Genomic DNA, 21696 nt, shown 5'->3' with positions numbered 1-21696 from the left:
GTCACTCCTGCCGCCCGTGCGGGCGCGGCACGGTCGGTGCGCTCTGCCAGGCCTCGACGACCTCGGCACCCAATCGCTCGCGGTCCTCCTGCGGAAGATTCTCGCGCAGCCGGACGAAGACGGCATCCTCGAACGCCACGTGCCGGCGCAACTGGCTCTCCAGCCGCTCGGCCAGGTCGTCGAACTCCTCGCTGTCCGGCGAGGTCCCCCGAAGGGCGGCCAGCGTGCCGGTGCCCTCGCGTTCCTGCTCGAGGGCCTGGTCGGCCAGCCGGTCACCGCCGTCGAGCGCCTCGCGCACGGCCGGCCACAGATGGCGCTGTTCGGCCGGTTCGTGACTCTCCAGCGCCTCCGCGATCAGGGCCACGACGGACCCCCGGCGCGCCAACTGGGTCTCGGAGCCGCCCTCCGTCACCCCGGGAAGTGCCTTCAGCTGCTTCAGCAGGGCGGTGACGCGGTCGTGGTCGCGGGTCAGCACGGAGGTCAGCTCGTGCACGCCACCGGGTGCGCGGTCGCCCTTCGGACGGGCGTCCCACTGCTCGGCGGACTGCCGCATTTGACGGTCGGTGACGGCCCTGCGCCGCAGCCAGCGTCGCGTCTCGTCCTTGCCGGTGGGGTTGCCGGCGGGCGGGTTGGCGAGGTGCTGGGTGGACTCCTGCGGCATACCGGAACGGTGCTGCTCGGCGGTGGTGAGGGTGCCGCCCCCGTCGGCGGGCAACCCCGTGGCGATCAGGAAGGCCTGACCGGCGGGCACCCCGAGCCGGTGTCCGGCCTCCTCGTAGTCCAGGCCGTCCGCCAGCAGACGCTGCACCTGACTGCGGCTGGGCATGAGCGTGGCCTCCCTCCGGTCCGGTAGCTGCTCCGAAGTACCCCCGGCGTACGGCGTGAAACCGGCGGCCGCGTGCCTGCGGTGTGTCAACTCGCCCCGCACCAAGCGGGTCCGTAGTGTCCGGGTGGTTGCCGTTTTCGCGGGGCGAGAGGAGCGATCCCGGCCGGTGCCTGTACCTGTTCCCGGCCGCACCGCTGCTGGACCTGCCCGCGGTCGGTGTCGTCGCGGCGGGCCGTCCGGCGGACGGGCTCGCCATGATCACGGGCATGCTGCCGGTCGGCATCACCGTGGCGGCCGTCACCTGGTCCTGGGTGAACCGGGAGGAGCGGCGGGCCGTCAACGATCCCTGCTCCCGCTGGGTGGTGGCGCGTATGTCCCCTGACGCACGAGGACTCGTCCTCGTCTTCGACGTCAACGAGACCCTCACCGACATGACCGCGCTCGGGGCACGCCTCGAGGACGCCGGCCTGTCCGTCGGTCTGCTGCCTCAGTGGTTCGCCGGGGTGCTGCGTGACGGCATCGCCCTTACCCTGGCCGGCGGCCGCGCGCCCTTCGCGCAGGTCGCCGGGGACGGCCTGCGCACCCTGCTCGCCCGGGAGCGGCCCGAACGGGACCCCGAGCCGCTGGTGGAGCACGTCCTGGCCGGGCTGTCGGAACTGCCCGTCCACCCGGACGTACCCGGCGGCGTGCGCGCCCTGCACGCGGCCGGCCACCGGCTGGCGACCCTGACCAACGGCTCCGTGGACACCACCCGTGCGGTCCTGACCCGGGCCGGGCTCGCGGACTGCTTCGAGGCCCACCTCGACGTCCAGGGCGCGGGCGGCCGGTGGAAACCGGCCGCGGCCGCCTACGCCCACGCGCTGGGCGCACTCGACGTGCCGGCGGCTTCCGCGCTGCTCGTGGCCGTGCACCCGTGGGACATCGACGGCGCGTCCCGCGCAGGCCTGCGCACCGCCTGGCTGCGCCGGACGCCCGTCCCCTACCCCTCCGCTCTCCGCCCTGCCGACCTGGAGGCGACCGGGGTGACGGACCTCGCCCGGCGTCTGGGCCGTTCGGTGGCCGGGTGAGGTCCGGGTCCGGGGTCTGGGTTGTTCGGTGGCCGGGTGAGGTCCGGGTCCGGGGTCTGGGTTGTTCGGTGGCCGGGTGAGGTCCGGGTCCGGGGTCTGGGTTGTTCGGTGGCTGGGTGAGGGTTCGCGTCGGGCGCCGGGTTCGCTCGGCGGCAGGGTGAGGTTCGCGTCGGCCCGTCAGGCCCGTCAGTCCGCGCCGGCCGCCTGGAGCCGCTCCCGCTGCGGTAGGACGGTGTACTTGGGGTCCGCCGCCGAGGCCACCCCCGCGTGGAACACGCCGAACCTGAGCGCGGCGGAGCCGGACAGCAGGGCCAGCCCGGCCACCACGGCCGGCGCGCGGCCGCCCCGTCGCCGCCCCGCGACCATCGCCAGCGCGGTGCCGCCCGCCGTGAGCACCTCCGCCGTCCGCAGCAGACGCTTGGCCCTGCCCTGCTCGAACGGTTCGGCGGCCAGGCCCATCCGGCGCTTCATCAGCTGGAAGGCGCCCATCTCCAGCGCGGCCGCGAGTACCGCCATACGGTGCGCGGGCCCCGCCTGCTCCGCCGGCACGCAGGCCAGCGCCAGCCCGGCGGCCGCACTGGCGCCGGAACCGGCGAACACGAAGGGCATCTCCCGGTAGCCCTCGTGCCACGAGGGCACCGCCGTGTCGGAAATCAGTACGGCGGTGTAGGTGGCGACCGCCGGGCCCAGCACGGCGGCACCCGCCGTGGCACCGGCGCCCAGGACGCGGTAGCGGCCGGCGACATCGGTGGCCGCGGCGGCCATCGTCAGCGGCGCGTACCCGGCCAGCAGCCAGGAGCCCACGCTCATCGGCGAGGTGGGTTTGAGGACGCGGAGCATGTTGAGGAAGCGGGCCGGCCGGCCGAGGTCGTGCACGAGCGCGGCCAGCGAGGCGGAGATCGCGCCCGCCGCGCCCAGCTTCGCGGTCCGGGCCAGCGCCGGCCGCCCCGTGGCCTGCGCCCCGGCGGCCAGCAGCGACGAGCCCCCGGCGAGCCCACCGAGGCAGAGGTAGCCGGCGATGTCGACGGACTTCCAGGTCGGCTTCTTCAGGACCGGTTTGCCGTAGTAGGAGGAGAACCGGGCCTCGGGGACCACCGGCTGCTCGCCGCGTCCGCGGCGACGCCTGTGCCGCCCGCGCCCGGCTTCGGCGCCGATCGGGGCGTCCCGGCCGGGCCGCGCCCCCTCGACACCCTCACGGGTGACGTCCGATCCGCTCATCGGGGCCTCCTGACGAAAGTGGCTACGGCCAGCGCGGCGAGCGACACGGCCGCGGTCGCCGCGTGCTTCCACATCGCGGGCAGATCCCGGGTGGTGACCACCGGGTCCGGCGGCAGGCCGTACACCTCGGGCTCGTCGAGCAGCAGGAAGAAAGCGCCGTCGCCGCCGACCCCGTCGTCCGGGCTCTCCCCGTACAGCCGGGCGTCGGTGACGCCGGCCGCGTGGAGCTGCGCCACCCGGGCGGCCGCCCGTTCGCGCAGTTCGTCCAGGGGGCCGAACTGGATGGAGTCGGTGGGGCACGACTTGGCGCAGGCCGGTTCCATGCCGACGCCGAGCCGGTCGTAGCACAGGGTGCACTTCCAGACCCGGCCGTCCTCCTTGCGCTGGTCGATGACCCCGTACGGGCAGGCGGGCACGCAGTAGCCGCAGCCGTTGCACACGTCCTCCTGGACCACGACGGTGCCGAACTCGGTGCGGAACAGCGCCCCCGTGGGACACACGTCGAGGCAGGCCGCGTGGGTGCAGTGCTTGCACACGTCGGAGGACATCAGCCAGCGCAGCTCGGTCCGCCCGTCGGGCGACACGGGGGAGATCGTGCCGGCCGGCGCGCCCGCCGGGGCCGGCCCCGGCGGGGGGACGGGGACCCCCGGACCGGGGGAGGGCGTGGAACCGAGCTGCCGGGCGGCCTCGAACGCGTCGAACCCGCCGTGGCCCGCCCCCGGCTCCTGACCGCCCAGCGGCTTGCGCTGCTCGATGAAGGCCACGTGCCGCCAGGTGTCGGCGCCGAGTCCCTGGGTGTTGTCATAGGACATGCCGGTCAGCTCGAGGCCGTCCTCCGGCACCGAGTTCCACTCCTTGCACGCCACTTCGCAGGCCTTGCAGCCGATGCACACGGAGGTGTCGGTGAAGAAGCCCAGCCGGGGCGGGGCGTCGGTGTATCCGGACGCCTGCGCCACGTTCGGCAGCGGACCGAACAACTGGTTCCGTGACGCGGGCGGATCGCCGCCCGCTGCGTTCACCGCCGTCGTGTTGCTGTCGGTCATGTCCGGACCTCCTCGCTCAGCTCTCATCGGTGTTCCCGGTCTGGCGCGGACCGGCCCGCGCGACCTCGATCCGCTGCCGCTGGAACTCGGTGGCGGGCAACTCCACGCGTTGGGCGAAGCACCACCGGCTCAGGGCCTTGCGGATCCGGTGTCTGCGGAACCAGCGCCATGGTCCATGGATCAACTGCGGCCCATGGCCACGTCCTCGACCCGGCCGGCGAGCGCACGCGCCTCCGTACCCGCCGCGCGGGGCCGTGGTTCGTCGTGCGCGAGAATGCGGTACGCCTCCTCGCGCGGCAGCAGGGTCCGCGCCTCCTCGTGTCCGCCTCCGGGCCGGCGCCGCACCCGCGCCGTGACCCGGCCTTACAGCAGTCGGCGCCGGTCGGCCGCCTGGAGCCCGAGGCAGGCCCGACTGGTCGCGTGGTAGGCCACGAACGGCACCAGGAACAGCGCGACGCGCAGGCAGTACGTCAACAGCTCGAACGGGATGTGGAACACGTACGACAGGACGTCCTGACCGCCCGACAGCAGCAGCACGGCGTACACGGTCGGGAAACGCCTTGCGCAGGAACTGCCGGCCCGCCATGGACAGCGGCAGGCGCTTGTCGACCGCGTGAGCCACCCGCTCGCCGCGCGCGGGCGGCTGGGTCGATGCGTGCCCGTCAGCCACCGCCACGCCGTGCCCGCCTTTCTGCCGCCGCGTGAAGCCCGCATCACGGTGCTCGTTTCGAGCCTGGCACGGGTGCCCGGACCCCGCTCGCCCAAAACCGCGCCCGGGGACACCGGCAGCCTGTGTCGCGCGGTTCTCCGCTGCGTGAAGTCGCGGGTGTGTGGCGGGCGGGGAACCGGCCGGCGGCGCGACGGCCGTCCGCATGACGTTGATCAACGAGCGGTTTGGCCGGGCGGGAGCGGGCTGCCCGGTGCCGCGATCCTCGGCTCTTCGCTGCGGGAGGTCCATGTGTCCGGCGTCAGTGGACTCATTGCCGCACGCCTGCGAGCGTGGGGCGTGGACCGGGTCTTCGGTCGCCCAGGTCCAGGGGTGGACGCCCTGGTCGGCGTGCTCGGCGACGAGCGGGACGAGAGGGCCACCGGGCCAATCCTGCTGGAATTCGTGATGGACGGCGAAACCCCGCCCGACCGGGCGCCGGCCATCGGCACGAAGGACGCCAACCTAGCTGTCCCTGCCTCGCATCGCACGACGCACCCTGCGGCGGAGGATCGCCGCGTCGGTCGGCGGCGTGTTCGGCTCGACGTGAGCGCCCGAAGCCACGCGTGCCGCCGGGCTGAAGCCACGCGTGCCGCCGGGCTGAAGCCACGCGTGCCGCCGGGCTGAAGCCACGTGTACCGCCGGGCTCAGAGCTGCGACTGTTGCCGTCGCCGTGCGTTGTGCCACGCGACGGCACGGCGGATCTCCGGCTCGTGCAGCCCCGTACGGCGTCCGAGCTCCTCCAGCGTCATGACCGGAGTGCCACCGGTGAGCGCTCGGTCGATCTTGGCGGCCCACAGCTCCTCCGGCACGAAGTCACGGCGCCGGTACTCGTCCCGGACGACCGCGAAGTGCGCCGCACCGCAGGCGGTGACGCGGCGCAGGCCGTCGAACCAGTCGTTGGTGGGATGGACGCAGGAGGAGTCGGGAACGTAGCCGCGTACCGCCTCGTCCTCGGGGAAGGTGGCACCGCACAGGTCGCACAGCTCCAACGGCAGGGGTTCGCAGGGCCGTCCGCGCTTACCGCGTTTCCACATCGCACCTCCCCGTCGCCGTGCGTCCAGGACTCGAGGAAAAGAGGTTGCCGCGGTGGCCGGCGTCGAAACCTCCCCTGTGTCAGCCGGTCAGGTGACGCTGGATCCAGTCGGCGGCGGTCCTGCGGAAGATGCGGCGGTTGTCCGCGCGCCGGAAGTCGTGGCCCTCGTCGCGCAGGACGAGGAGTTCCGCCTGCACCCCGCGCTCCCGGGCCGCCCGCACGAACTGCTCGGACTCGCCCGGCGGCACGTTGGTGTCGTGTTCGCCGTGCACGGCCAGCACCGGCACGCGCAGCGCGTCGATGCGGCTCATCGGCGACAGCGCGTGCAGCAGCTCACGGTCGCGTTCCGGGTGCCCGTACTTGTGCGCGGCCGACTGCGCCAGCCACGGCTCGGTGCCCGCGAAGAACGTCGCGAAGTCCGACATCCCGCACACCGGGACACCGGTGCGGAACAACTCCGGATGCCACACGAGGGACGCCATCACCAGGTAGCCGCCGTAGGAGTGGCCCATCACGGCCAGCCGGAGCGGGTCGGCCAGGCCCTCCAGGAGGACGTGCGCCGCGCAGTCGGCGACATCGTCGATCGCGGCGAACCTGCCCCTGCCCAGATCCGCGTCGACGAAGGAACGGCCGTAGCCGGAGGAGCCGCGCACATCGGGGGCGAAGACGTCCAGTCCCCGGCCCAGCAGCTCGTGGTAGAGCGGGTCGAACACCGGGCGCTCCTGCTCCTCCGGGCCGCCGTGCAGATGCAGTACGCAGGGGGCGGGCTCCCGAGGCGAGCGGCCCGGCGCACGGTAGTACCAGCCGCCGAGGTCGAGTCCGTCCCGGGCGACGGGGCGCACCGGCACCGGCCGTACGGGGCGGTGGACGCCGGGGGCGACGACGTCCTCGTCGCGCGAGGACCACGGGGTGCGCAGCGCGCCGCCCCGGGGCAGCCACCACACGCCCGGCCGGCGCAGCGATCCCGAGAGCGCCACGACGGGCGCGTCCGGGGCCGCGGTGACGGCCACACGGGTGACGACCTCGTGCGGGAGCGGCGCGGAGCGGGACGGACCGAGCGCCGCCCCGGGTACCGGGACCAGCGGGACCACCTCCAGCTCGCTGACCCCGCGCACGTTCCAGGACAGCACGGCGCCGCAGCCGTCGCGGTCCACGGCCAGCAACTCCAGTCCGCTCTCCTCGCGTTGGGCGGCCACCGTCAGGGCGAGCCGCCGTCCCCGGCGGTCGAGGGCGAGCGCGTACAGGGCGGCGTGCTCACGGTCGTGGTCGCTGCGCAGCCACAGCGTACGGCCGTCCGGCGCGAACGCGCCGATCCACGGGTCGCCGTCGGCGACCGGCACCGCGCAGGTCACCCGCAGATCCCGGGTGCGCACGACCAGGGCCTCCCGCCGCGCCCGCGGTCCCCGGCGCACCAGCGCGAGCCGCCCGTCCCTGCTGATGTCGCACACGCGCAGGGTGGCGGCTTCCCGTTCGCTTGCCAGCAGTACGGGGGCGGCCGAGCCGTCAGGGTCGACGAGATACGCCGACAGGGTCCTGGGCGTGGGTTCGGCCGAGGCCGTACCGCGGTCGGCGGCGGCGGAGACACCGGTGACGCGAGTCGTCGGCCGGGTGGGGCGGGACGGTGCGCCCAGGAGGGTGGCGCGGCCGTCCCGCGCGGTCCAGCCTTCCGGGTGGACCGTCACGGCGGCCCCGGAGGCGAGCGAGGCGGGGAAGGGGGCGCCCGCGCCGGGGCCGAGCGCCCCGCTCAGCCCGGCGCCGCCCTCCGCACCGGCCTGGGGAAGGTACGCGGGGGCCTCGGCGACCGTCACGGCGAGCGCCGAACCGTCGTGCGTCCAGCAGCCGAGGTACGCCGAACTCCCCGGCTCGCCGCCCGCCAGGACTCGCCGCCCCGTGCCGTCGGGGCGTACGCACAACACGCGCGTGTGCTCGCTGCCGCCAGGTGCGGTGGTGTACGCGATCCACCGCCCGTCGGGGGACCAGGCGACCTCGGTCACCGGATCCAGCCCGGTGTCCAGCAGGTGCACGTCGTCGCCGTCGACCGGGCCCGCCCACAACTGAGGCACCCCGCCCCGGTCGCAGATGAACGCGACATACCGTCCACCAGGGTCGACCGAGGGGTACCAGCATCCGTGCGAGACGAGCACCCGCGGCACCGCGTCGAGCGGCAGGGCCGTGTCGGGCACCAACACGACCTCGGGCGCGGCCTGCGCCCCACCGCCACCCACCCGGCCGGGAACCGAGCGCTCCAGACCGGGACCTGACGGTGTCGTCGACGACTGCCCGGCCACGCCCTCCGAGGGGTGCGGCCGGCCCGTGATGCCCCCCGCTGGATGCGGCCGGCTCCCGGCCCGCCCTGCGGACGAGGTACGCACGGGATGCGCCCCGTGCCCCTCCCCGGCGGTGCGCGGCCGGTCCGCTCCGCGCTCCGCCGGTTTCGTACGCGACTGGTGCGCCGCATCCTCTGCCCGGCCCCCCCGCCCCCCGTCCGCCGCCACGGCCTGGCTCCACGCGGGGTCCGCCCCGCGTCCGACCGAACCGGGGCGTGGTCCCCCCGGCGTGTCACTCGGCGGGGCAGCTCGCGCACCCCCCGCGTCCCCGGCCGGAAGCGGTGGTGAGGGTGTGCCGGTCAGTGGATTCCGTGGGTCTGCAGCCATATTTCCAGCAAAGCAACCTGCCACAGCGCGTTCGCCCCGCGTTTGGTGCGGTGGGCGTCCGGCGCGGCGAGCAACTCGTCGACGTAACTCTGGCGGAACAGGCCGCGGGCCCGCGCCTCGGGGGCGGAGAGAGCCTCGCGGACGCGTAGCAGTACCGGTGCGGCCATGTGCTTGATCGCCGGGACGGGGAAGTAGCCCTTGGGCCGGTCGACGACCTCCCGCGGCAGCACCGTGCGGCCCGCAGCCTTCAGGACCCCTTTCCCGCCGTCCGCGAGCTTGAGTCCGGGCGGGCAGGCGGCGGCCAACTCGACCAGTTCGTGGTCGAGGAACGGCACGCGGGCCTCCAGACCCCAGTCCATGGTCATGTTGTCCACCCGCTTGACCGGGTCGTCGACCATCATCACGTGGGTGTCCAGCCGCAGATCCGCGTCCAGCGCGGTCTCGGCGCCCGGCGCGGCCATGTGCGCCCGCACGAAGTCGCCGGACACGTCATGGCCGGGGAGCACCGAGGGGTCCAGCATGCGCGCGAGGTCGGCGTGCGGCCGGTCGAAGTACGTCTCGGCGTACGTGTCGGCCGCGTGGTGCCGGGGCACGCGCGCCATCGCCGGGTACCAGTGGTAGCCGGCGAAGACCTCGTCGGCGCCCTGACCGCTCTGCACGACCTTGACCTCCTTGGCCACCTGCTCGGACAGCAGGTGGAAGGCGACCGCGTCGTGGCTGGTCATGGGTTCGCTCATGGCCATGACAGCACTCTCCAGGGACTGCGAGACCCGGTCGGAGGGGACCATCAGCTGGTGGTGGTCGGTGCCGAAGCGCCGTGCCACGAGGTCGGAGTAGTGGAACTCGTCGCCCTCCTCGCCTCCTTCGGACTCGAAGCCGACGCTGAAGGTGGCCAGGTCGCACTGCCCCTCGTCGGCCAGCAGCGCCACGATGAGGCTGGAGTCCAGGCCGCCCGACAGCAGCACACCCACCGGCACGTCGGCGACCATCCGGCGCCGCACGGCCGTGCGCAGCGCCTCCAGTACCGCGTCCGTCCAGTCCTCCGCGCTCAGACCGGCGTACTCGGGGCGGCGGGTGTAGGCCGGCTGCCAGTAGCAGTGGTCGTGGTACGTGCCGTCCGGCTCGACGACCCGGACGGTGGCCGGCGGCAGTTTGCGCACGCCGTTGAGGACGGTGCGGGGCGCGGGCACGGTCGCGTGCCAGCTGAGGTACTGGTGCAGTGCGACGGGGTCGACGGAGGTGTCCACGCCGCCGGCCGCCAGCAGCGCGGGCAGCGAGGAGGCGAACCGGAGCCGTCCGGGCGACTCCGCGAGGTACAGCGGCTTGATGCCCAGCCGGTCGCGGGCCAGGACGACCCGCCCGCTGTCCTGCTCGACGATCACGAAGGCGAACATGCCGACGAAGTGCTCGACGCAGGAGGTGCCCCACTCCCGGTACGCCTTCAGGACCACCTCGGTGTCGGACTCCGAGAAGAACTGATGGCCCCGCGAGGCCAACTCGTGGCGCAGCTCACGGTAGTTGTAGACGCACCCGTTGAACACGCCGACGACCCGCGCCCGGAGGTCGGTCATCGGCTGCGCGCCGCTGTCCGTCAGGTCGATGATCTTCAGTCGCCGGTGGCCGAGGGCGACGGGGCCCTGCGACCACAGCCCGCGGCCGTCGGGCCCGCGGGGCGCGAGCCGGTCGGTCATGCGCTCGACCGCGGCCAGGCCGGGCTGCCGGCCGTCGAACCGCACCTCGCCGCTGAGCCCGCACATCAGACGGCCCTCCCTTCCGCGGCGGCCTCCTCGGCCGCCGCAGGGGGTCTGCCGTCGGTGACGGAGGCGCGCGGGGTTGCGACGGAGGCCGGGACGGCCGGGCAGTCGGCGGTGGCTGCGGGGGCGGGGACGGGGGACATGGCGATGACCACTCTCCTGGGGACGGTCGTCGGGCACCGCCGGTGGCGGCGGCGCGCGGGTCGGGCCGGGATGAGGCGGGTCGGGCCGGGATGAGAAGGGCCCGTCAGGTTCCGGCGCCTCCGGCGATCGGGCTGGGACGGGGGCTGCGGACGGGGCGGGCCGGCGCGACCGCGCGCGGGCCGGCGACGCCGCGGGTCTCGGCGACCATCAGGTCGATGCTGGCGAGCAGGTCCTCGTCCTCGGCCGCCCGCCGCAGCCGGTGCGCGGCACTGCCGCAGGCCAGAGCCCGGGTGAGAAGTTCGTGCACGGTCTCCCAGTCGCCGGACGCCTCCAGCGCGGGGCGCAGCCGGGTCGCCATGCCGCGCAGCACGTCGGGGGCGGGGGCCGCGCGCCGGGTGACCGGGTCGACCAGCGCGCCTTCCAGGCCCGAGCGGGCGGCACGCCAGCCGGCGGCCCGCAGCCACTCGTGGTGGCCGTCGCACCGGCCACCGTCCCCGCGGGCCAGCCGGTCGCACGCGTCCCGGACCAGCGCCCGGAACAGCCCCGCGACCAGCACGACCGTCTCCACGCGCGGGCAGGCGTCGCAGATCCGCAGCTCCAGCGTGCGCTGGTGCGCGGAGGGCCGTACGTCGTGGTACATCATGCCGGCGTCGCCGATGACGCCCGAGCTGATCAGCTCCTCCAGCGCCGCGTCGTACGCGGCGGCGTCGGCGTAGCAGCCGGGTGGTCCGGCGGTCGGCCAGCGCTGCCACAGCATCGTCCGCCAACTCGCGTAGCCGGTGTCCGTGCCGAGCCAGAACGGCGAACTGGCCGACAGCGCGAGCAGCGGCGGCAGCCACGGCGCGACCAGGCACATGGCGCGTACGGCGGTGTCCCGGTCCGGTATGTCGACGTGCACCTGCGCGCTGCAGATGAGCTGCTCGTCGGCGACCCTGCGGTACTCGTCGGCCATGTGCCGGTAGCGGCGCCCGGGGGTGACGTTGCCGGAGCTCACCCGTGCCAGCGGCACGGTGCCGGCGGCCACCGCGGCGAGGCCGAGCGAGGAGGTCGCCGCGTCCAGCAGCCGCCGTGACCGGGCCAGGTCCGCGAGGAGGGCGTCGAGGGTGTCGTGCACCGAGCTGTTGGCCTCCACGACGGACTGGTGGAGTTCGGTGGTGAATCCGGGCCTGCGTAGCCGGTCCAGTACGGCGCGGGCGCGTGGCACCAGCCGACCGCTCTCCACGTCCAGCACGTGGAACTCTTCCTCTGCCCCGATGCGCAGCGTCACGTCACGTTCTCCCCTTGCCTGGATGATCACCCGCCGCCGCGTTCGGGTCCCGCTGGGGACCACCGCGGCTCCGGGACCTCCGAGTGCCCAGACCGGGACCTTCACAAGCCTCGCGGCCGCCTCCGATGTCGTGCGGCCGTCCCCGTCCGCGCGCCCGGCACCCTGTCCAGGGCAGTGCCCGGGAGGCTGAGCCGGGCCGGCGGAGGAAAATCCGTGGCGGTCCGGCGGGCGCGATGCTGGGATGGCGCGATGCGGGACCGGACGTCGACGACCGTGGACCGGGGCAGGCACCCGGACGCGGTCACACCGTGGGAGGAAGCGGCCTGGCGGGGCGCCGCCCTGGAGTGGGTGGACGGCGAACTCGCCGCGCGGGGACTGCGTGTGGTGGGGGAGCTGAGAGTACGGCTGCGGCCGTGGTCCGTCCTGGTCCGCGTACCGGTCGAGGGGCGCGGCGCCGTGTGGTTCAAGGCCAATCCGCCGGACAGCGCCTTCGAAGGACCACTGACCGCGGCGCTGACGCGCTGGGCGCCGCAGCACGTGCTGGAGCCGCTCGCCGTGGACCACGGCCGCGCCTGGACGCTGCTGCCCGACGGCGGAGAACTGCTGCGGACCGCGCTCGACGACGGGCGGGCCGGTCCGCGTGTCTGGGAGGACCTGCTGCGCCAGTACGCCGGCCTTCAGCACACCCTCGTCGCACACGCACGGCGGATGGAACGGCTGGGCGTGCCCAGCGCACGCACCCGCGCCCTGCCCGACCTCTTCGACCGGGTCCTCGCGGAGAGTTCCGCGCTGCGGCCGGACGACCGGCGCGCACTCGACGGCCTCCGGCCGCGCCTCGTCGCCTGGTGCGAGGAGCTCGCGGCCGTCGGCGTCCCGGACTCCCTCGACCACGCGGACCTGCACGAGGGCCAGCTCTTCCAACCGGAACCGGGACGGTTCACCTTTTTCGACTGGGGCGACGCCGTGGTCTCCCATCCGTTCTGCAGCCTGCTCGTCCCCGCCCGCTCGGCCCGGGCCCGGCACGGACCGGAGGTACTGCCCCGGCTGCGGGAGGCCTACCTGGAGCCGTGGACCGGCGCGGGCCGCAGCCGAGCGGAACTCACCCGCGCGGTGACACTGGCCTGGCGGCTCGCCGCTCTGGCCCGGGCCTGTTCCTGGGGCCGTGTCTTCCCGTCCGTGTCCGGCGGCGGCGCCGGCACTCCCGGCAGCGCGGAGAGCGCGCGCTGGCTGCTGGAACTCTTCAACGAGCCGCCCTTGTGAACCCGATGAATCAGGCCCGTGGGGCGGCCGGATCAGTCCCAGAGGGGATAGGTCTGCACCCGCGGGAAGCCCTCCGGCCGGGCCGCCGTGAAGAACAGGCTCAGCCGGGTGAAGTGCCGCACCTCCGGGCGCTTCTTCCAGGGCGCCGGGCTGCCCAGCCGCACGATCACCGGATACGCGTGGAACCTTCCGGCCGCGCAGTAGGGCTTGCAGTCGTTGACTAGGTTGAAGCCCCTGGCCGTCGCGGACCGTTCGTTCCACTGCGACCACCGCAACGAGGACAGGACGCTGTTGCCGTCACCGCAGGCGAGGATGAACGTGCCGGGTCGGTGCCGTGGCTTCCACAGGCAGTCGACGAGCACCGGCTGCCCGCCCGTCCGCTGCACGGCGTGCGCCGAGCGCGTGTCCCCGTGGGAGGCCGCCGGTGCGGCGGAGGCCGTTCCCACGCCGGCCGTGAGCAGCCCCGCGGCGCAGAGCGCGACCGCTGTCCTCACTGTGTGTCTCCCCATGTCCGCTCCCGGCCGACGACGTCCTGGCTCCTTAATGACGCTACGACCGAGTCGGGCGACGTACCACTCGTGCGGGGCGGCGCCGCGTCCGTGTCGAGTGGCGGGTCGTCGTCCTCCGCGTCCTGCTGGCAGGTGGCGCACAATTCGTGGTGACCGTCATGCGTGACGACGGTTCCCCAACCCAGGCAGTCCTCGCAGTCGCGGGCCAGCCCCAGATCGGGGTGGGGAGGCGGGGTGGCGTTGTGGTCGGCTCCGTACGCCATACGGGGGCGGCTCCTCGAAGCGGTGGTGTGGGGGGATACGGACCATTTTGTCCTATTTTTTAAATCTGTCCAGACTCTTTTCCCGTTCTTGGGCCCGCACAGGCTGTAGCGAGAGTTGGATTTGGGGTCGGTTGGATTTGGGGTCGGCTCCAGATCCGGGCCGTGGGTTGTGTCTCTACGAACGCACCGAGTCGATGGCGACCTTCAGATGGCGCGGACCGCGCAGCACCGCGTTCTGCCGATAGGGCGGCGGATCCTCCACCAGGCGGGGGTTGTCCAGGCGGCGGGCGAGTTCCGCCAGTGCGAGCTGCGCCTCCCGCCGGGCCAGCGGCGCGCCGAAGCAGATGTGGATGCCGCTGCCGAAGCCGAGGTGCTCGATGTCCTCGCGGTCGGGGTCGAACCGGTCGGGATCCGGGAAACGCTCCGGGTCCCGGTTGCCCGCGGCGAGCATCAGCCAGATCCGCGAACCCTTGGGAATCGAGACCCCGCGCAGCTCGATGTCGGCGACACAGGTGCGCTGCGGCACCAGCTGCACCGGAGGCTCGTAACGCAGCAGCTCCTCCACGATCCTGACGGACAGTCCCGGATCCTCGCGCAGCCGGTGCAGATGCTCCGGGTGGCGCAGCAGGGTGAGCATGCCGTTGGTGATGAGGTTGACCGTCGTCTCGTGGCCCGCGATCAGCAGCAGCACCGCTGTGCTGAGCACCTCCATCATCGACATCGTCCCGTCCGGGCCGTGACTGGCCGCCAGGTCGGACAGCAGGTCGTCGTGGGGCTCCTTGGTGCGCTGCTCGACCAGACCGGCCAGGTACATGCCCAGCTGCATCCGGGCCTCCTGCGCGGCGCGCTGGAAGTCGTCGTCGGTGCGCTGCCGGGTCTCCGGGTCCAGGGCGGCGACGATCGGGTCCACCCAGGTGCGAAAGCGCGGCTCGTCCTCGCGCGGCACTCCGAGCAGCCGGCAGATCACCGTCACCGGGAAGGGGTAGGCGAACTGGTCGACGATGTCGATCTCCCGGGCGTCGCCGAAGCCGTCGATGAGCTCGGTGATGATCCCGCTGAGTTCCCCGCTCATGGAATCGATCCGGTGGGGCCGGTGCGGCGGGCCGAAGGAGCTGTTGGCGATCCGCCGCAGCCGGTCGTGCTCGGGCGGGTCGAGCCTGATGAAGCTCGGCGGCAGCCCCGTGGCCTCCGGTCCCGACAGCTCGTCCGCGCCGGCGGCGGTGAGGTTGGCGGCGTCGGAGCTGACCCTCGGGTCGTGGAGCAGGCCGAGGATGTCGTAGTACGAGCTCACGACGTAGGGGCCGTCCTCCTCCTCGTGCAGCACCGGTGTCTTGCGCAGCTCCTCGTAGAGGGGATACGGGTTGGCGCGGTTGGCGTAGTCGGTGATCCGGCGCAGGAGCGGGGCGTGCGTCATGTCGGGTCCTTGGGGCGTTGAGGTCCGGGATGGGAGTCGGGGCGCGCCGGTTCAGTGGCGGGCCGGCCTGAAGACCAGCTGCCGGTCGGCCGGGGAGTAACCGCTGAGGGTCACGGTCGGGCCGTGCGTCGGCAGCGACGGGTCGGGGAAGTCGGCCGGCACCGGCTTGCGGCCCTCGGGCCGGCGGTCCACCGTCGTGAACTCCACCGGGAACGGCGCGCCCGTCTCGATCAGCCGCTGGTAGAACTCCAGCCACCGCGTGTTGTCGAAGCTCACGGCGGCGATCACACGGCCCTGGTAGCCGTACACCCCGACGAACCGCCGCTCGGTCAGCGACCCCTGGGTGATCATGACCTCCTCGCCCATGGACGGTACGCCGACCGACTTGATGTTCACGCCGAACTGCGAGGACCAGAAGGCGGGCACCCACATGTGCGGGCGCCGGTCGGCGCTGGCGCTGATCATGTTGTGCGCGGCCACCTCGGCCTGGGCGACGGCGTTGCCCCAGTGCTCCAGGGACAGGAACTGGTAGCCGAACAGCGGATGCGGGGAGCGGGCTACGTCACCGGCGACGTAGATGTCGTCGGTGACGATGCCCCGGAAGTCGAAGGCCCGGCAGCCCGCGTCGCAGGCGATGCCTCGGGGGCCGGCACCCAGCCCGGAGCCGGCCAGCCAGTCGGTGTTGCGGGTCGCGCCCAGCGAGACGACCACCAGGTCCGTCTCGACGACACTGCCGTCGGACAGGTGCGCGGCCCGCACCCGGCCCGTCGCGTCCCCCTCCAGGCCGGTGACCATGATGCCGGTGCGCAGGTCCACCCCGTTCTCGCGGTGCAGCTCCGCGGCCACCGAGCCGATCACCCCGCCGAGCGCGCCCACCAGGGGAGCGTCGGCCCGCTCCGCGACCGTGACCGTGATGCCCTGGTCCCGGCACGCCGAGGCGATCTCCGAACCGGTGAAGCCGGCCCCGATGACCAGTACGCGGCGGGGCGGGGCCTTCATCCGCCGGTGCAGACGGACCGCGTCGTTCCGGGTGCGCAGCACGAGCACCCCATCCAGCTGGGCCTCGTCGTCCTTCGGCCAGGGCCGGGCGCGCACACCGGTCGCGATCAGCAGCCGGTCGTAGGGCACCTCTTCGCCGTCGGCCAGCCGCACCCGCTTGCCCGCCATGTCCAGGCCCGCTGCCGCGACCCCGAGCCGCCAGGTCGCGTCGATGTCCCGGCGCCGGGGCAGCTCGGTGTGGTCCGGGGACGCCTTGCCGAGCAGCACCGCCTTGGACAGCGGGGGACGGTCGTACGGCTCGTAGGGCTCGTCACCGATCATGGTGAGCGATCCGGCGAACCCTTCGGCACGCAGCGTCTCGGCGGCTCTGAGTCCCGCCAGCGAGGCACCGACGATCACGATCCGGCCTTCGCGTCCGAGCCACTCGTGGAACGCCTCAGCGGGCATCGGAGGCCTCCCGCCCGGCGCCGACGGGCTCCTCGCCCGTGTCGTGCAGGCCCTCCGCCATGATCGCCTGCACCGGGCACGCCGCGACGGCGCGCGCGACCTTCTCCCGCTGCTCCGTGCGGGCCCGCGGGTTGTAGACCAGCGACTCCTCGCCGTGCATGGTGAACACGCCCGGCGCGAGGAACGCGCACTGCGCGTATCCCTGGCACTTGTTGAGATCGACGACAAGCCTCATTGGCGACCCGCCCTTCCGGCGGCCAGGTCCTCGGGAACCACCCGCTCGGCGGGCACCCTCGGACGGCGGTCATCCCACGTCAGGATCGAAGCTCCGGTGCCGTCCCCGCGCGCCAGGACCCGCCGAAGGGGTGACGGGGGCCGCGCGGCGAAGGGGTGACGGGGGCCGCGCGGCCCTGTCGGGAGCAGCGTCAAACGGCAGGCACGGTCCGGGGCCGCGCCCGGCGGCCGCCGGCCAGCAGGATGTGCGCGCTGAGAACGAGCGCCCACGCGGGGAACACCAGCTCGGCCCACGGCACGTTCGACGCGGCGAGCAGCAGCACCAGGGCGGTGAGCAGCCCCAGCAGCGTCAGCCACCGCGGCAGCACCCCCAGCCGGTGCCCCATCACCGACAGCGAGCACGCGAAGACCGCCGCCATCCGCATCGCGTACCCGGTCATCAGCGTGTACGCGAAGTGGCGGCCGAAGTCCCAGGCGGCGGGCCCGCCGGACGCACCGGGCGGATGCGCGACCGCCAGCACCGCGTCGGCGGCCGCGGCCGCCCCGGACATCGCGGCCACGAACACCAGTCCGCTGCCGAGGAAGACGGTCGCCAGGAACTTGTCCTCCGCGTCCCCGACATGGGCGCGTACCACGCCGGTGAACCACAGGAAGAAGTTGCCGGCGAACGGCACCAGAGCCAGTGCCGCCCGCACCGCACCGCACCGCGCCGCGCGGAGTCGGTGGACTCCTGGAAGGTGACCGCGCCCGCGCCCTCGGGAATCCCCAGCCGGATCAGGACGATCGCCGCCGCGAGCAGCAGCGCGAACAGCACCCCGGCCAGCCCGGCCGCGCGCGGCGTCCGAAGCGGCCGCTCGGGCGCATCGGTCACTTGCGGTAGCCGAGGATGGTCATCATCCCGGACTCGGAGTGGTACTGGTTGTGGCAGTGGAGCATCCACAGGCCCGGGTTGTCGGCGTAGAAGTCCACCACCAGCCTGTCCTGCGGCAGCACGATCGCGGTGTCCTTGCGGGCTCCGCCGCCGTCCGGGCCGGTGATGGCGAAGGTGTGCCCGTGCAGGTGCAGGGGGTGCCACATGCCGGTGCGGTTGAAGAAGGTGATCCTGACCCGCTCGCCCTGGCGGACCGGATGGCGTTGCTCGACCGAGTACGGTCTGCGGTCGAAGCTCCAGTCGTACCACTTCATGTTGCCGGTCAGTTTGATCTGGATCTCGCGGTCCGGCTTGTCGTCGGAGAACGCCACCGAGTCGGCGGGGACCAGCTTGTGGGCGGGCATGAAGCGGCCGTCCAGCTCGTCGGGGTGGACGGAGGGCGCGGGCAGGTCCTTTGACTTTCCGGTGTTCAGTACGGCCAGGGCGCGCGCGTCCTTGCCCTCGGCCAGCGCGACCAGGGGGAACACCCCGTCCTTGGCGGTGATGACGACGTCGTAGCGTTCTGCCATGCCGATCACCAGCGCCTCCGTCGCACGGTGCTCGACCGGGTAGCCGTCCGTGTGCGTCACCGTCATCTCGTGGCCGCCCAGGGCCACTCGGAAGGCGGTGTCGGCACCCGCGTTGATGAACCGCACCCGGATGCGGTCGCCGGGACGGGCCCGGAAGACCGATGGAGCGTGCGGGACACGGCCGTTGATCAGGTAGTAGGGGTAGTCGACGTTGCCGCCCATGCCTTGCAGCATGCGGCTGAGACCGCCCCGCAGGATGCGATCGGGGCCGTGCGACGAGCCGCGCGGGGCCGAATGCCCGCCGTGGCCGCGGCCCATGTCCATGCCGCCCATGCGCTTGGGAACGGGGCCTTTGACCTTCTGCAGCTGCGCGAGCACGGCGTCCGGAGTGGAACCGGCCAGGCCGTCCACCCAGTCGTCCAGGACCACCACCCACTCCTTGTCGTACGACAAGGGCTCCCTGGGGTCGTCGATGATCAGCGGTGCGTACAGGCCGCGGTCGAGCTGCATGCCCTCGTGCGAATGCAGCAGGTACGTGCCGGGGTGGGACACGACGAAGCGGTAGTTGAACTCCGAGCCGGGCTTGATGGTCTTCTGGGTCAGCTCCGGCACGCCGTCCATGTCGCAGCGCAGGCGCACACCGTGCGAGTGCATCGTCGTCCCCACGGGCAGGCGGTTGACGAGCGTGAAGTCGAGGATGTCACCCGCGGTGGCCCGGACCACCTCGCCGGGGATCCTGTCGCTGTACGCCCAGGTCCTGACGGTCTTGCCGGCCAGGTCGAACGACGTCTCCCGGGCGGTGAACCGGTATGTGCGCACCGGCCCGGACCCGCGCTTGCGTTCGGCGGCCAGGACCTCCGGGTCGGACGGGTTCACGTACCCCTTGGGCCCCTTGGGCACGAACGGGCGGAAACCGTCGATGGTGCCGGGACCCCGCGCGGACCCCGAGCTCCGCCCCGCGCCCTGCGCGGACCCCGAGTGCGGGCCGGGCTCCGAGTGGGAGTCGGCCCCGGAGCAGGCGGTCAGGAGTCCCGAAGCGGCAGCCGTGACCGAGGCATTGAGCAAGGTGCGCCGCGTATATGTGTGCATGACTCGAATAACACACGTTTTGCGCCGATATGTGGGAGAACTGGCGCGGCGCGTCTGGCGATCTCGGCCACCATCGCCTTGGCGGCGGGGCGATACGGCCCACGGCCCGCGCGGCGACGTGCCGGGTCCGGGTGTCTGCGCTATGCTCGATCTTGAGCGAGTCACCGGAACTCCCGGTGATCGGCTGTGCGTTGGTGGTCCAAGGAAGGACGCCCCGCTTCCTGCGGGGAGATGCAGGTGCGAGGCCTGCCCGGCGCTCGTGGGCGAGCCCCATTCCCATCATGGGAGTGGGGCTTTCGTCTTGCCCGCCGAACGGGCGTTCGTACCACATGGTGATCCACGGCGCCCTGATCGTCGCCGGCCGTGCGATGCGGGGCAATTCGTGAGGCGCTTGAACATCCCCTGGGCGAACTCCGTACGGGCGGGGGGATTCACATTCCTGGCCGGCCGCGACGCGTGGGAGAAGTTCGGTGAGACGTAACACGCGCAGAGGACCCGGAGCGGAACGGCCGGGACCGGAGCCGGCGAGGGGACGGGCAGCAGGAACCGAAGCAGGGCGCCGACGGTGGCGGCCAGGCCGGCAACGGGTCCGTGGACGCGGCGAGGCCGCCGCCGTTTCCCGCCCGGTGCGCCGCCGAGGCGGGCGGTCGCGCGTGTGACGGAGCCGACACGAAGGCCGGGTTCGTGCCCGGCCGGAAGGGGGGTATGTGCAGGCCGTGAACAAGGCCGTGAACAGGGTGGTGAAGGCGGTAGGGACGGAATCCGTCCTCCTCGGTGACGAGGAGTCGGCGCCGGACACCGGCGTGATGCGCATGGCGGCGGCCCTCGACGGCGACGGCGCGTGCATCGCCGAGGCCCGCCATCTCGCGGCCGCGTTCCTGAGCCGGGCGCGGACCGGCCACGGAGTGACGGTGTCGGACCGGGCCGTGGACCTGACCCAGCTGGTGGTCAGCGAACTGGTCACCAACGCCCGCAAGTACGCCGCCGGTCCCGTCCTGATGGACCTGCGGATCGCCGGTGACGCCGTGGACGTCGCGGTCTGGGACAGCGATCCGGTGCTGCCCGTGGCCAGGGCCGCCGATGTGGGGCGGGTGGGCCAGCACGGTCTGGAGATCGTGATGGCCGTGGTGGAGCGCTTCGAGGTGCGGCGCGAGCCGGTGGGCAAGCGCGTCATAGCCCGCATCGCCCTGCTCGACGCCGCGCGGCGGTGAGGCGGCACCGGCCGACGGCTGCGCCGCGTGGCGTCAGGCTTCGAGTTCCGCCTTGTCCCCCATGACCACGACGGGGTGCTGACCCGGGTCGAGGGAGCGCAGCAGGTACCGCATCGCCGACTTGGACAGGGTCACGCAGGCGGACGTGCCGCTGCCGTGGTCCATGTGCAGCCAGACGCTGCCGCCCCTGGAATGTCCTTCCGGCCGGGTGGGGTCGTTGGGCGACGTTCCCTTGACGCGGTTGAAGTCGATGGCGATGACGTAGTCGAAATCGTGCCAGGCGTTCTTCGTCCAGGACCGGGGAGCCTGGAACGCGGCGGAACGGGTGTACGGCAGTTTCGTCCCGGGATCCTCGAGCACGCCGCCGGCGTCGCTCAGTGTGAACACCCCCACCGGTGTGCGCCGGTCGCCCTCGTGATGGTCCGTCGTCCAGCCCTTCCTGCCGTTGTGGGCAGGCCAGGAACCCGTCCGCTCCCAGTGCGAGCCGTGCTCGGCGAAGAGCTCCACCGTCGAGTCGGGGGAGTCTGGGCCCGCGCCGTAGACCGCGACCACCTGGCGGGACCCGGCCGGCACCCGATGCCACATCCGGTCACCGATGCCCGGTACCCGCCTCAAGGAGGCGTCGCGCCCCGGCGCGTGCTCCGCCTTCCCGCCGTGGCCGGCCGGGCGCCGGTGGCCCGGGCCGCCGCAGGCCGTCAGCGACATCGCCAGCGCCCCACCGGCCGCCACCACAGCCGCCGTCCGCAACGCCCCACCCTTTCGCATGGGCCCCATGATGGCACCACCGCCGGCCCGTTTTTCACCTGAATGGCCGTCCGTGGCTGCGTGCAGATGGCCCACTGGGTGTCTCCTTGAGTGAGAGAGGCGTCCATCGAGGGAGTGGAGCCGATCATGTATGAGATGTGTGCAGGAGTAGAGAAGCCCGGTGGGGCTCTGGTCTGGCACGTCATGGCCAAGCACACGACCACCACCCTGTGCGGCCAGAAACTGGGTCAGCACGTCGACGGCGTGAGCGCACAGCGGGCTGGACACTGTTCCACCTGCATGGCGTTGTTCGGGAAGCTGATGACCGCACCACCCGCGGTCGGTTCTCCCGCCGCTACGGACCGGTAGGT

The 21696-nt window shown here is 73.1% G+C and carries 23 protein-coding genes; 5 read left to right on the top strand and 18 right to left on the bottom strand.

Features of this window, described 5'->3' with window-relative positions; genetic code table 11:
• Position 1: 1 nt before the first annotated feature.
• Positions 2–826 carry a hemerythrin domain-containing protein gene (locus ACFY4A_RS25455; RefSeq protein ID WP_390831666.1) on the bottom strand — a complete coding sequence of 275 codons (825 nt, stop codon included), beginning with the start codon at positions 824–826 and terminating at the stop codon, positions 2–4.
• A gap of 128 nt (positions 827–954) precedes the next feature.
• On the opposite strand from ACFY4A_RS25455, the gene ACFY4A_RS25450 reads away from it, so the two are divergent.
• Positions 955–1893: a haloacid dehalogenase type II gene (locus tag ACFY4A_RS25450; RefSeq protein ID WP_390831665.1), complete on the top strand. Its 939-nt coding sequence runs from the start codon at positions 955–957 to the stop codon at positions 1891–1893.
• 186 nt (positions 1894–2079) lie between these two features.
• Here ACFY4A_RS25450 and nrfD read toward each other — a convergent pair whose 3' ends face one another.
• Genes nrfD through ACFY4A_RS25425 form a run of 5 tightly spaced genes read right to left on the bottom strand, consistent with a single transcriptional unit; the run spans position 2080 to position 4700 of the window.
• The gene (nrfD, locus tag ACFY4A_RS25445) at positions 2080–3111 is read right to left on the bottom strand and encodes an NrfD/PsrC family molybdoenzyme membrane anchor subunit (RefSeq protein WP_390831664.1); all 1032 of its coding nucleotides are present in this window, start codon (positions 3109–3111) and stop codon (positions 2080–2082) included.
• Positions 3108–4154 carry a 4Fe-4S dicluster domain-containing protein gene (locus ACFY4A_RS25440; protein WP_390831663.1) on the bottom strand — a complete coding sequence of 349 codons (1047 nt, stop codon included), beginning with the start codon at positions 4152–4154 and terminating at the stop codon, positions 3108–3110. The genes nrfD and ACFY4A_RS25440 overlap by 4 nt, the downstream gene beginning before the upstream one ends.
• Positions 4155–4170: 16 nt before the next feature.
• Entirely contained in the window at positions 4171–4338 is a 168-nt protein-coding gene (locus tag ACFY4A_RS25435; protein WP_390831662.1) for a hypothetical protein, read from the bottom strand.
• Positions 4335–4499 (bottom strand): hypothetical protein, encoded by a 165-nt coding sequence (locus ACFY4A_RS25430; protein WP_390831661.1) that lies wholly within the window; start codon positions 4497–4499, stop codon positions 4335–4337. The genes ACFY4A_RS25435 and ACFY4A_RS25430 overlap by 4 nt, the downstream gene beginning before the upstream one ends.
• An 18-nt stretch (positions 4500–4517) precedes the next feature.
• Positions 4518–4700, bottom strand: a complete 183-nt coding sequence (locus ACFY4A_RS25425; RefSeq protein WP_390831660.1) for a hypothetical protein — start codon at positions 4698–4700, stop codon at positions 4518–4520.
• Between the two features lie 493 nt (positions 4701–5193).
• Between ACFY4A_RS25425 and ACFY4A_RS25420 the strand changes: the two genes are divergently transcribed.
• The gene (locus ACFY4A_RS25420) at positions 5194–5487 is read left to right on the top strand and encodes a hypothetical protein (protein ID WP_390831659.1); all 294 of its coding nucleotides are present in this window, start codon (positions 5194–5196) and stop codon (positions 5485–5487) included.
• 20 nt (positions 5488–5507) lie between these two features.
• On the opposite strand, the gene ACFY4A_RS25415 is transcribed toward ACFY4A_RS25420, so the two are convergent.
• From ACFY4A_RS25415 to ACFY4A_RS25395, 5 genes are all read right to left on the bottom strand, one after another.
• Complete coding sequence (locus ACFY4A_RS25415; RefSeq protein WP_390831658.1) at positions 5508–5897, bottom strand: hypothetical protein; 390 nt, start codon at positions 5895–5897, stop codon at positions 5508–5510.
• Positions 5898–5976: 79 nt separating this feature from the next.
• The gene (locus ACFY4A_RS25410) at positions 5977–8550 is read right to left on the bottom strand and encodes a prolyl oligopeptidase family serine peptidase (RefSeq protein WP_390831657.1); all 2574 of its coding nucleotides are present in this window, start codon (positions 8548–8550) and stop codon (positions 5977–5979) included.
• Entirely contained in the window at positions 8523–10307 is a 1785-nt protein-coding gene (locus ACFY4A_RS25405) for an N-acetylglutaminylglutamine amidotransferase (RefSeq protein WP_390831656.1), read from the bottom strand. The genes ACFY4A_RS25410 and ACFY4A_RS25405 overlap by 28 nt, the downstream gene beginning before the upstream one ends.
• Positions 10307–10447 (bottom strand): hypothetical protein, encoded by a 141-nt coding sequence (locus ACFY4A_RS25400; RefSeq protein WP_390831655.1) that lies wholly within the window; start codon positions 10445–10447, stop codon positions 10307–10309. The genes ACFY4A_RS25405 and ACFY4A_RS25400 overlap by 1 nt, the downstream gene beginning before the upstream one ends.
• Positions 10448–10551: 104 nt before the next feature.
• Positions 10552–11715 carry a glutamate--cysteine ligase gene (locus tag ACFY4A_RS25395; protein WP_390831654.1) on the bottom strand — a complete coding sequence of 388 codons (1164 nt, stop codon included), beginning with the start codon at positions 11713–11715 and terminating at the stop codon, positions 10552–10554.
• Between the two features lie 249 nt (positions 11716–11964).
• Here ACFY4A_RS25395 and ACFY4A_RS25390 point away from each other — a divergent pair, with 249 nt between their 5' ends.
• Positions 11965–12975, top strand: coding sequence for an aminoglycoside phosphotransferase family protein (locus tag ACFY4A_RS25390; RefSeq protein WP_390831653.1), 1011 nt, complete (start codon positions 11965–11967; stop codon positions 12973–12975).
• A gap of 32 nt (positions 12976–13007) precedes the next feature.
• On the opposite strand, the gene ACFY4A_RS25385 is transcribed toward ACFY4A_RS25390, so the two are convergent.
• The 6 genes from ACFY4A_RS25385 to ACFY4A_RS25360 form a co-directional block, all read right to left on the bottom strand.
• Positions 13008–13484 carry a hypothetical protein gene (locus tag ACFY4A_RS25385; protein WP_390831652.1) on the bottom strand — a complete coding sequence of 159 codons (477 nt, stop codon included), beginning with the start codon at positions 13482–13484 and terminating at the stop codon, positions 13008–13010.
• A gap of 438 nt (positions 13485–13922) precedes the next feature.
• Entirely contained in the window at positions 13923–15161 is a 1239-nt protein-coding gene (locus ACFY4A_RS25380) for a cytochrome P450 (protein ID WP_390831651.1), read from the bottom strand.
• Between the two features lie 51 nt (positions 15162–15212).
• On the bottom strand, positions 15213–16607 hold the full coding sequence (locus ACFY4A_RS25375; protein WP_390831650.1) for an NAD(P)/FAD-dependent oxidoreductase: 1395 nt from the start codon (positions 16605–16607) through the stop codon (positions 15213–15215).
• Positions 16597–16842, bottom strand: coding sequence for a ferredoxin (locus ACFY4A_RS25370; RefSeq protein ID WP_390831649.1), 246 nt, complete (start codon positions 16840–16842; stop codon positions 16597–16599). The genes ACFY4A_RS25375 and ACFY4A_RS25370 overlap by 11 nt, the downstream gene beginning before the upstream one ends.
• A gap of 190 nt (positions 16843–17032) precedes the next feature.
• On the bottom strand, positions 17033–17536 hold the full coding sequence (locus ACFY4A_RS25365) for a hypothetical protein (RefSeq protein ID WP_390831648.1): 504 nt from the start codon (positions 17534–17536) through the stop codon (positions 17033–17035).
• 172 nt (positions 17537–17708) lie between these two features.
• Entirely contained in the window at positions 17709–19370 is a 1662-nt protein-coding gene (locus ACFY4A_RS25360; protein WP_390831647.1) for a multicopper oxidase family protein, read from the bottom strand.
• Positions 19371–20176: 806 nt separating this feature from the next.
• On the opposite strand from ACFY4A_RS25360, the gene ACFY4A_RS25355 reads away from it, so the two are divergent.
• On the top strand, positions 20177–20581 hold the full coding sequence (locus ACFY4A_RS25355) for an ATP-binding protein (RefSeq protein WP_390831689.1): 405 nt from the start codon (positions 20177–20179) through the stop codon (positions 20579–20581).
• Between the two features lie 33 nt (positions 20582–20614).
• Here the strand turns inward: ACFY4A_RS25355 and ACFY4A_RS25350 are convergent, their stop codons facing one another.
• Complete coding sequence (locus ACFY4A_RS25350) at positions 20615–21346, bottom strand: L,D-transpeptidase family protein (protein ID WP_390831646.1); 732 nt, start codon at positions 21344–21346, stop codon at positions 20615–20617.
• Positions 21347–21481: 135 nt separating this feature from the next.
• Between ACFY4A_RS25350 and ACFY4A_RS25345 the strand changes: the two genes are divergently transcribed.
• Entirely contained in the window at positions 21482–21694 is a 213-nt protein-coding gene (locus ACFY4A_RS25345; protein WP_390831645.1) for a hypothetical protein, read from the top strand.
• Positions 21695–21696: the final 2 nt, after the last annotated feature.

Origin of the sequence: Streptomyces sp. NPDC001292, from assembly GCF_042896465.1 — a bacterium.
Taxonomy (GTDB): Bacteria; Actinomycetota; Actinomycetes; order Streptomycetales; family Streptomycetaceae; genus Streptomyces.
This window is presented reverse-complemented; position numbering and strand designations above follow the sequence as displayed.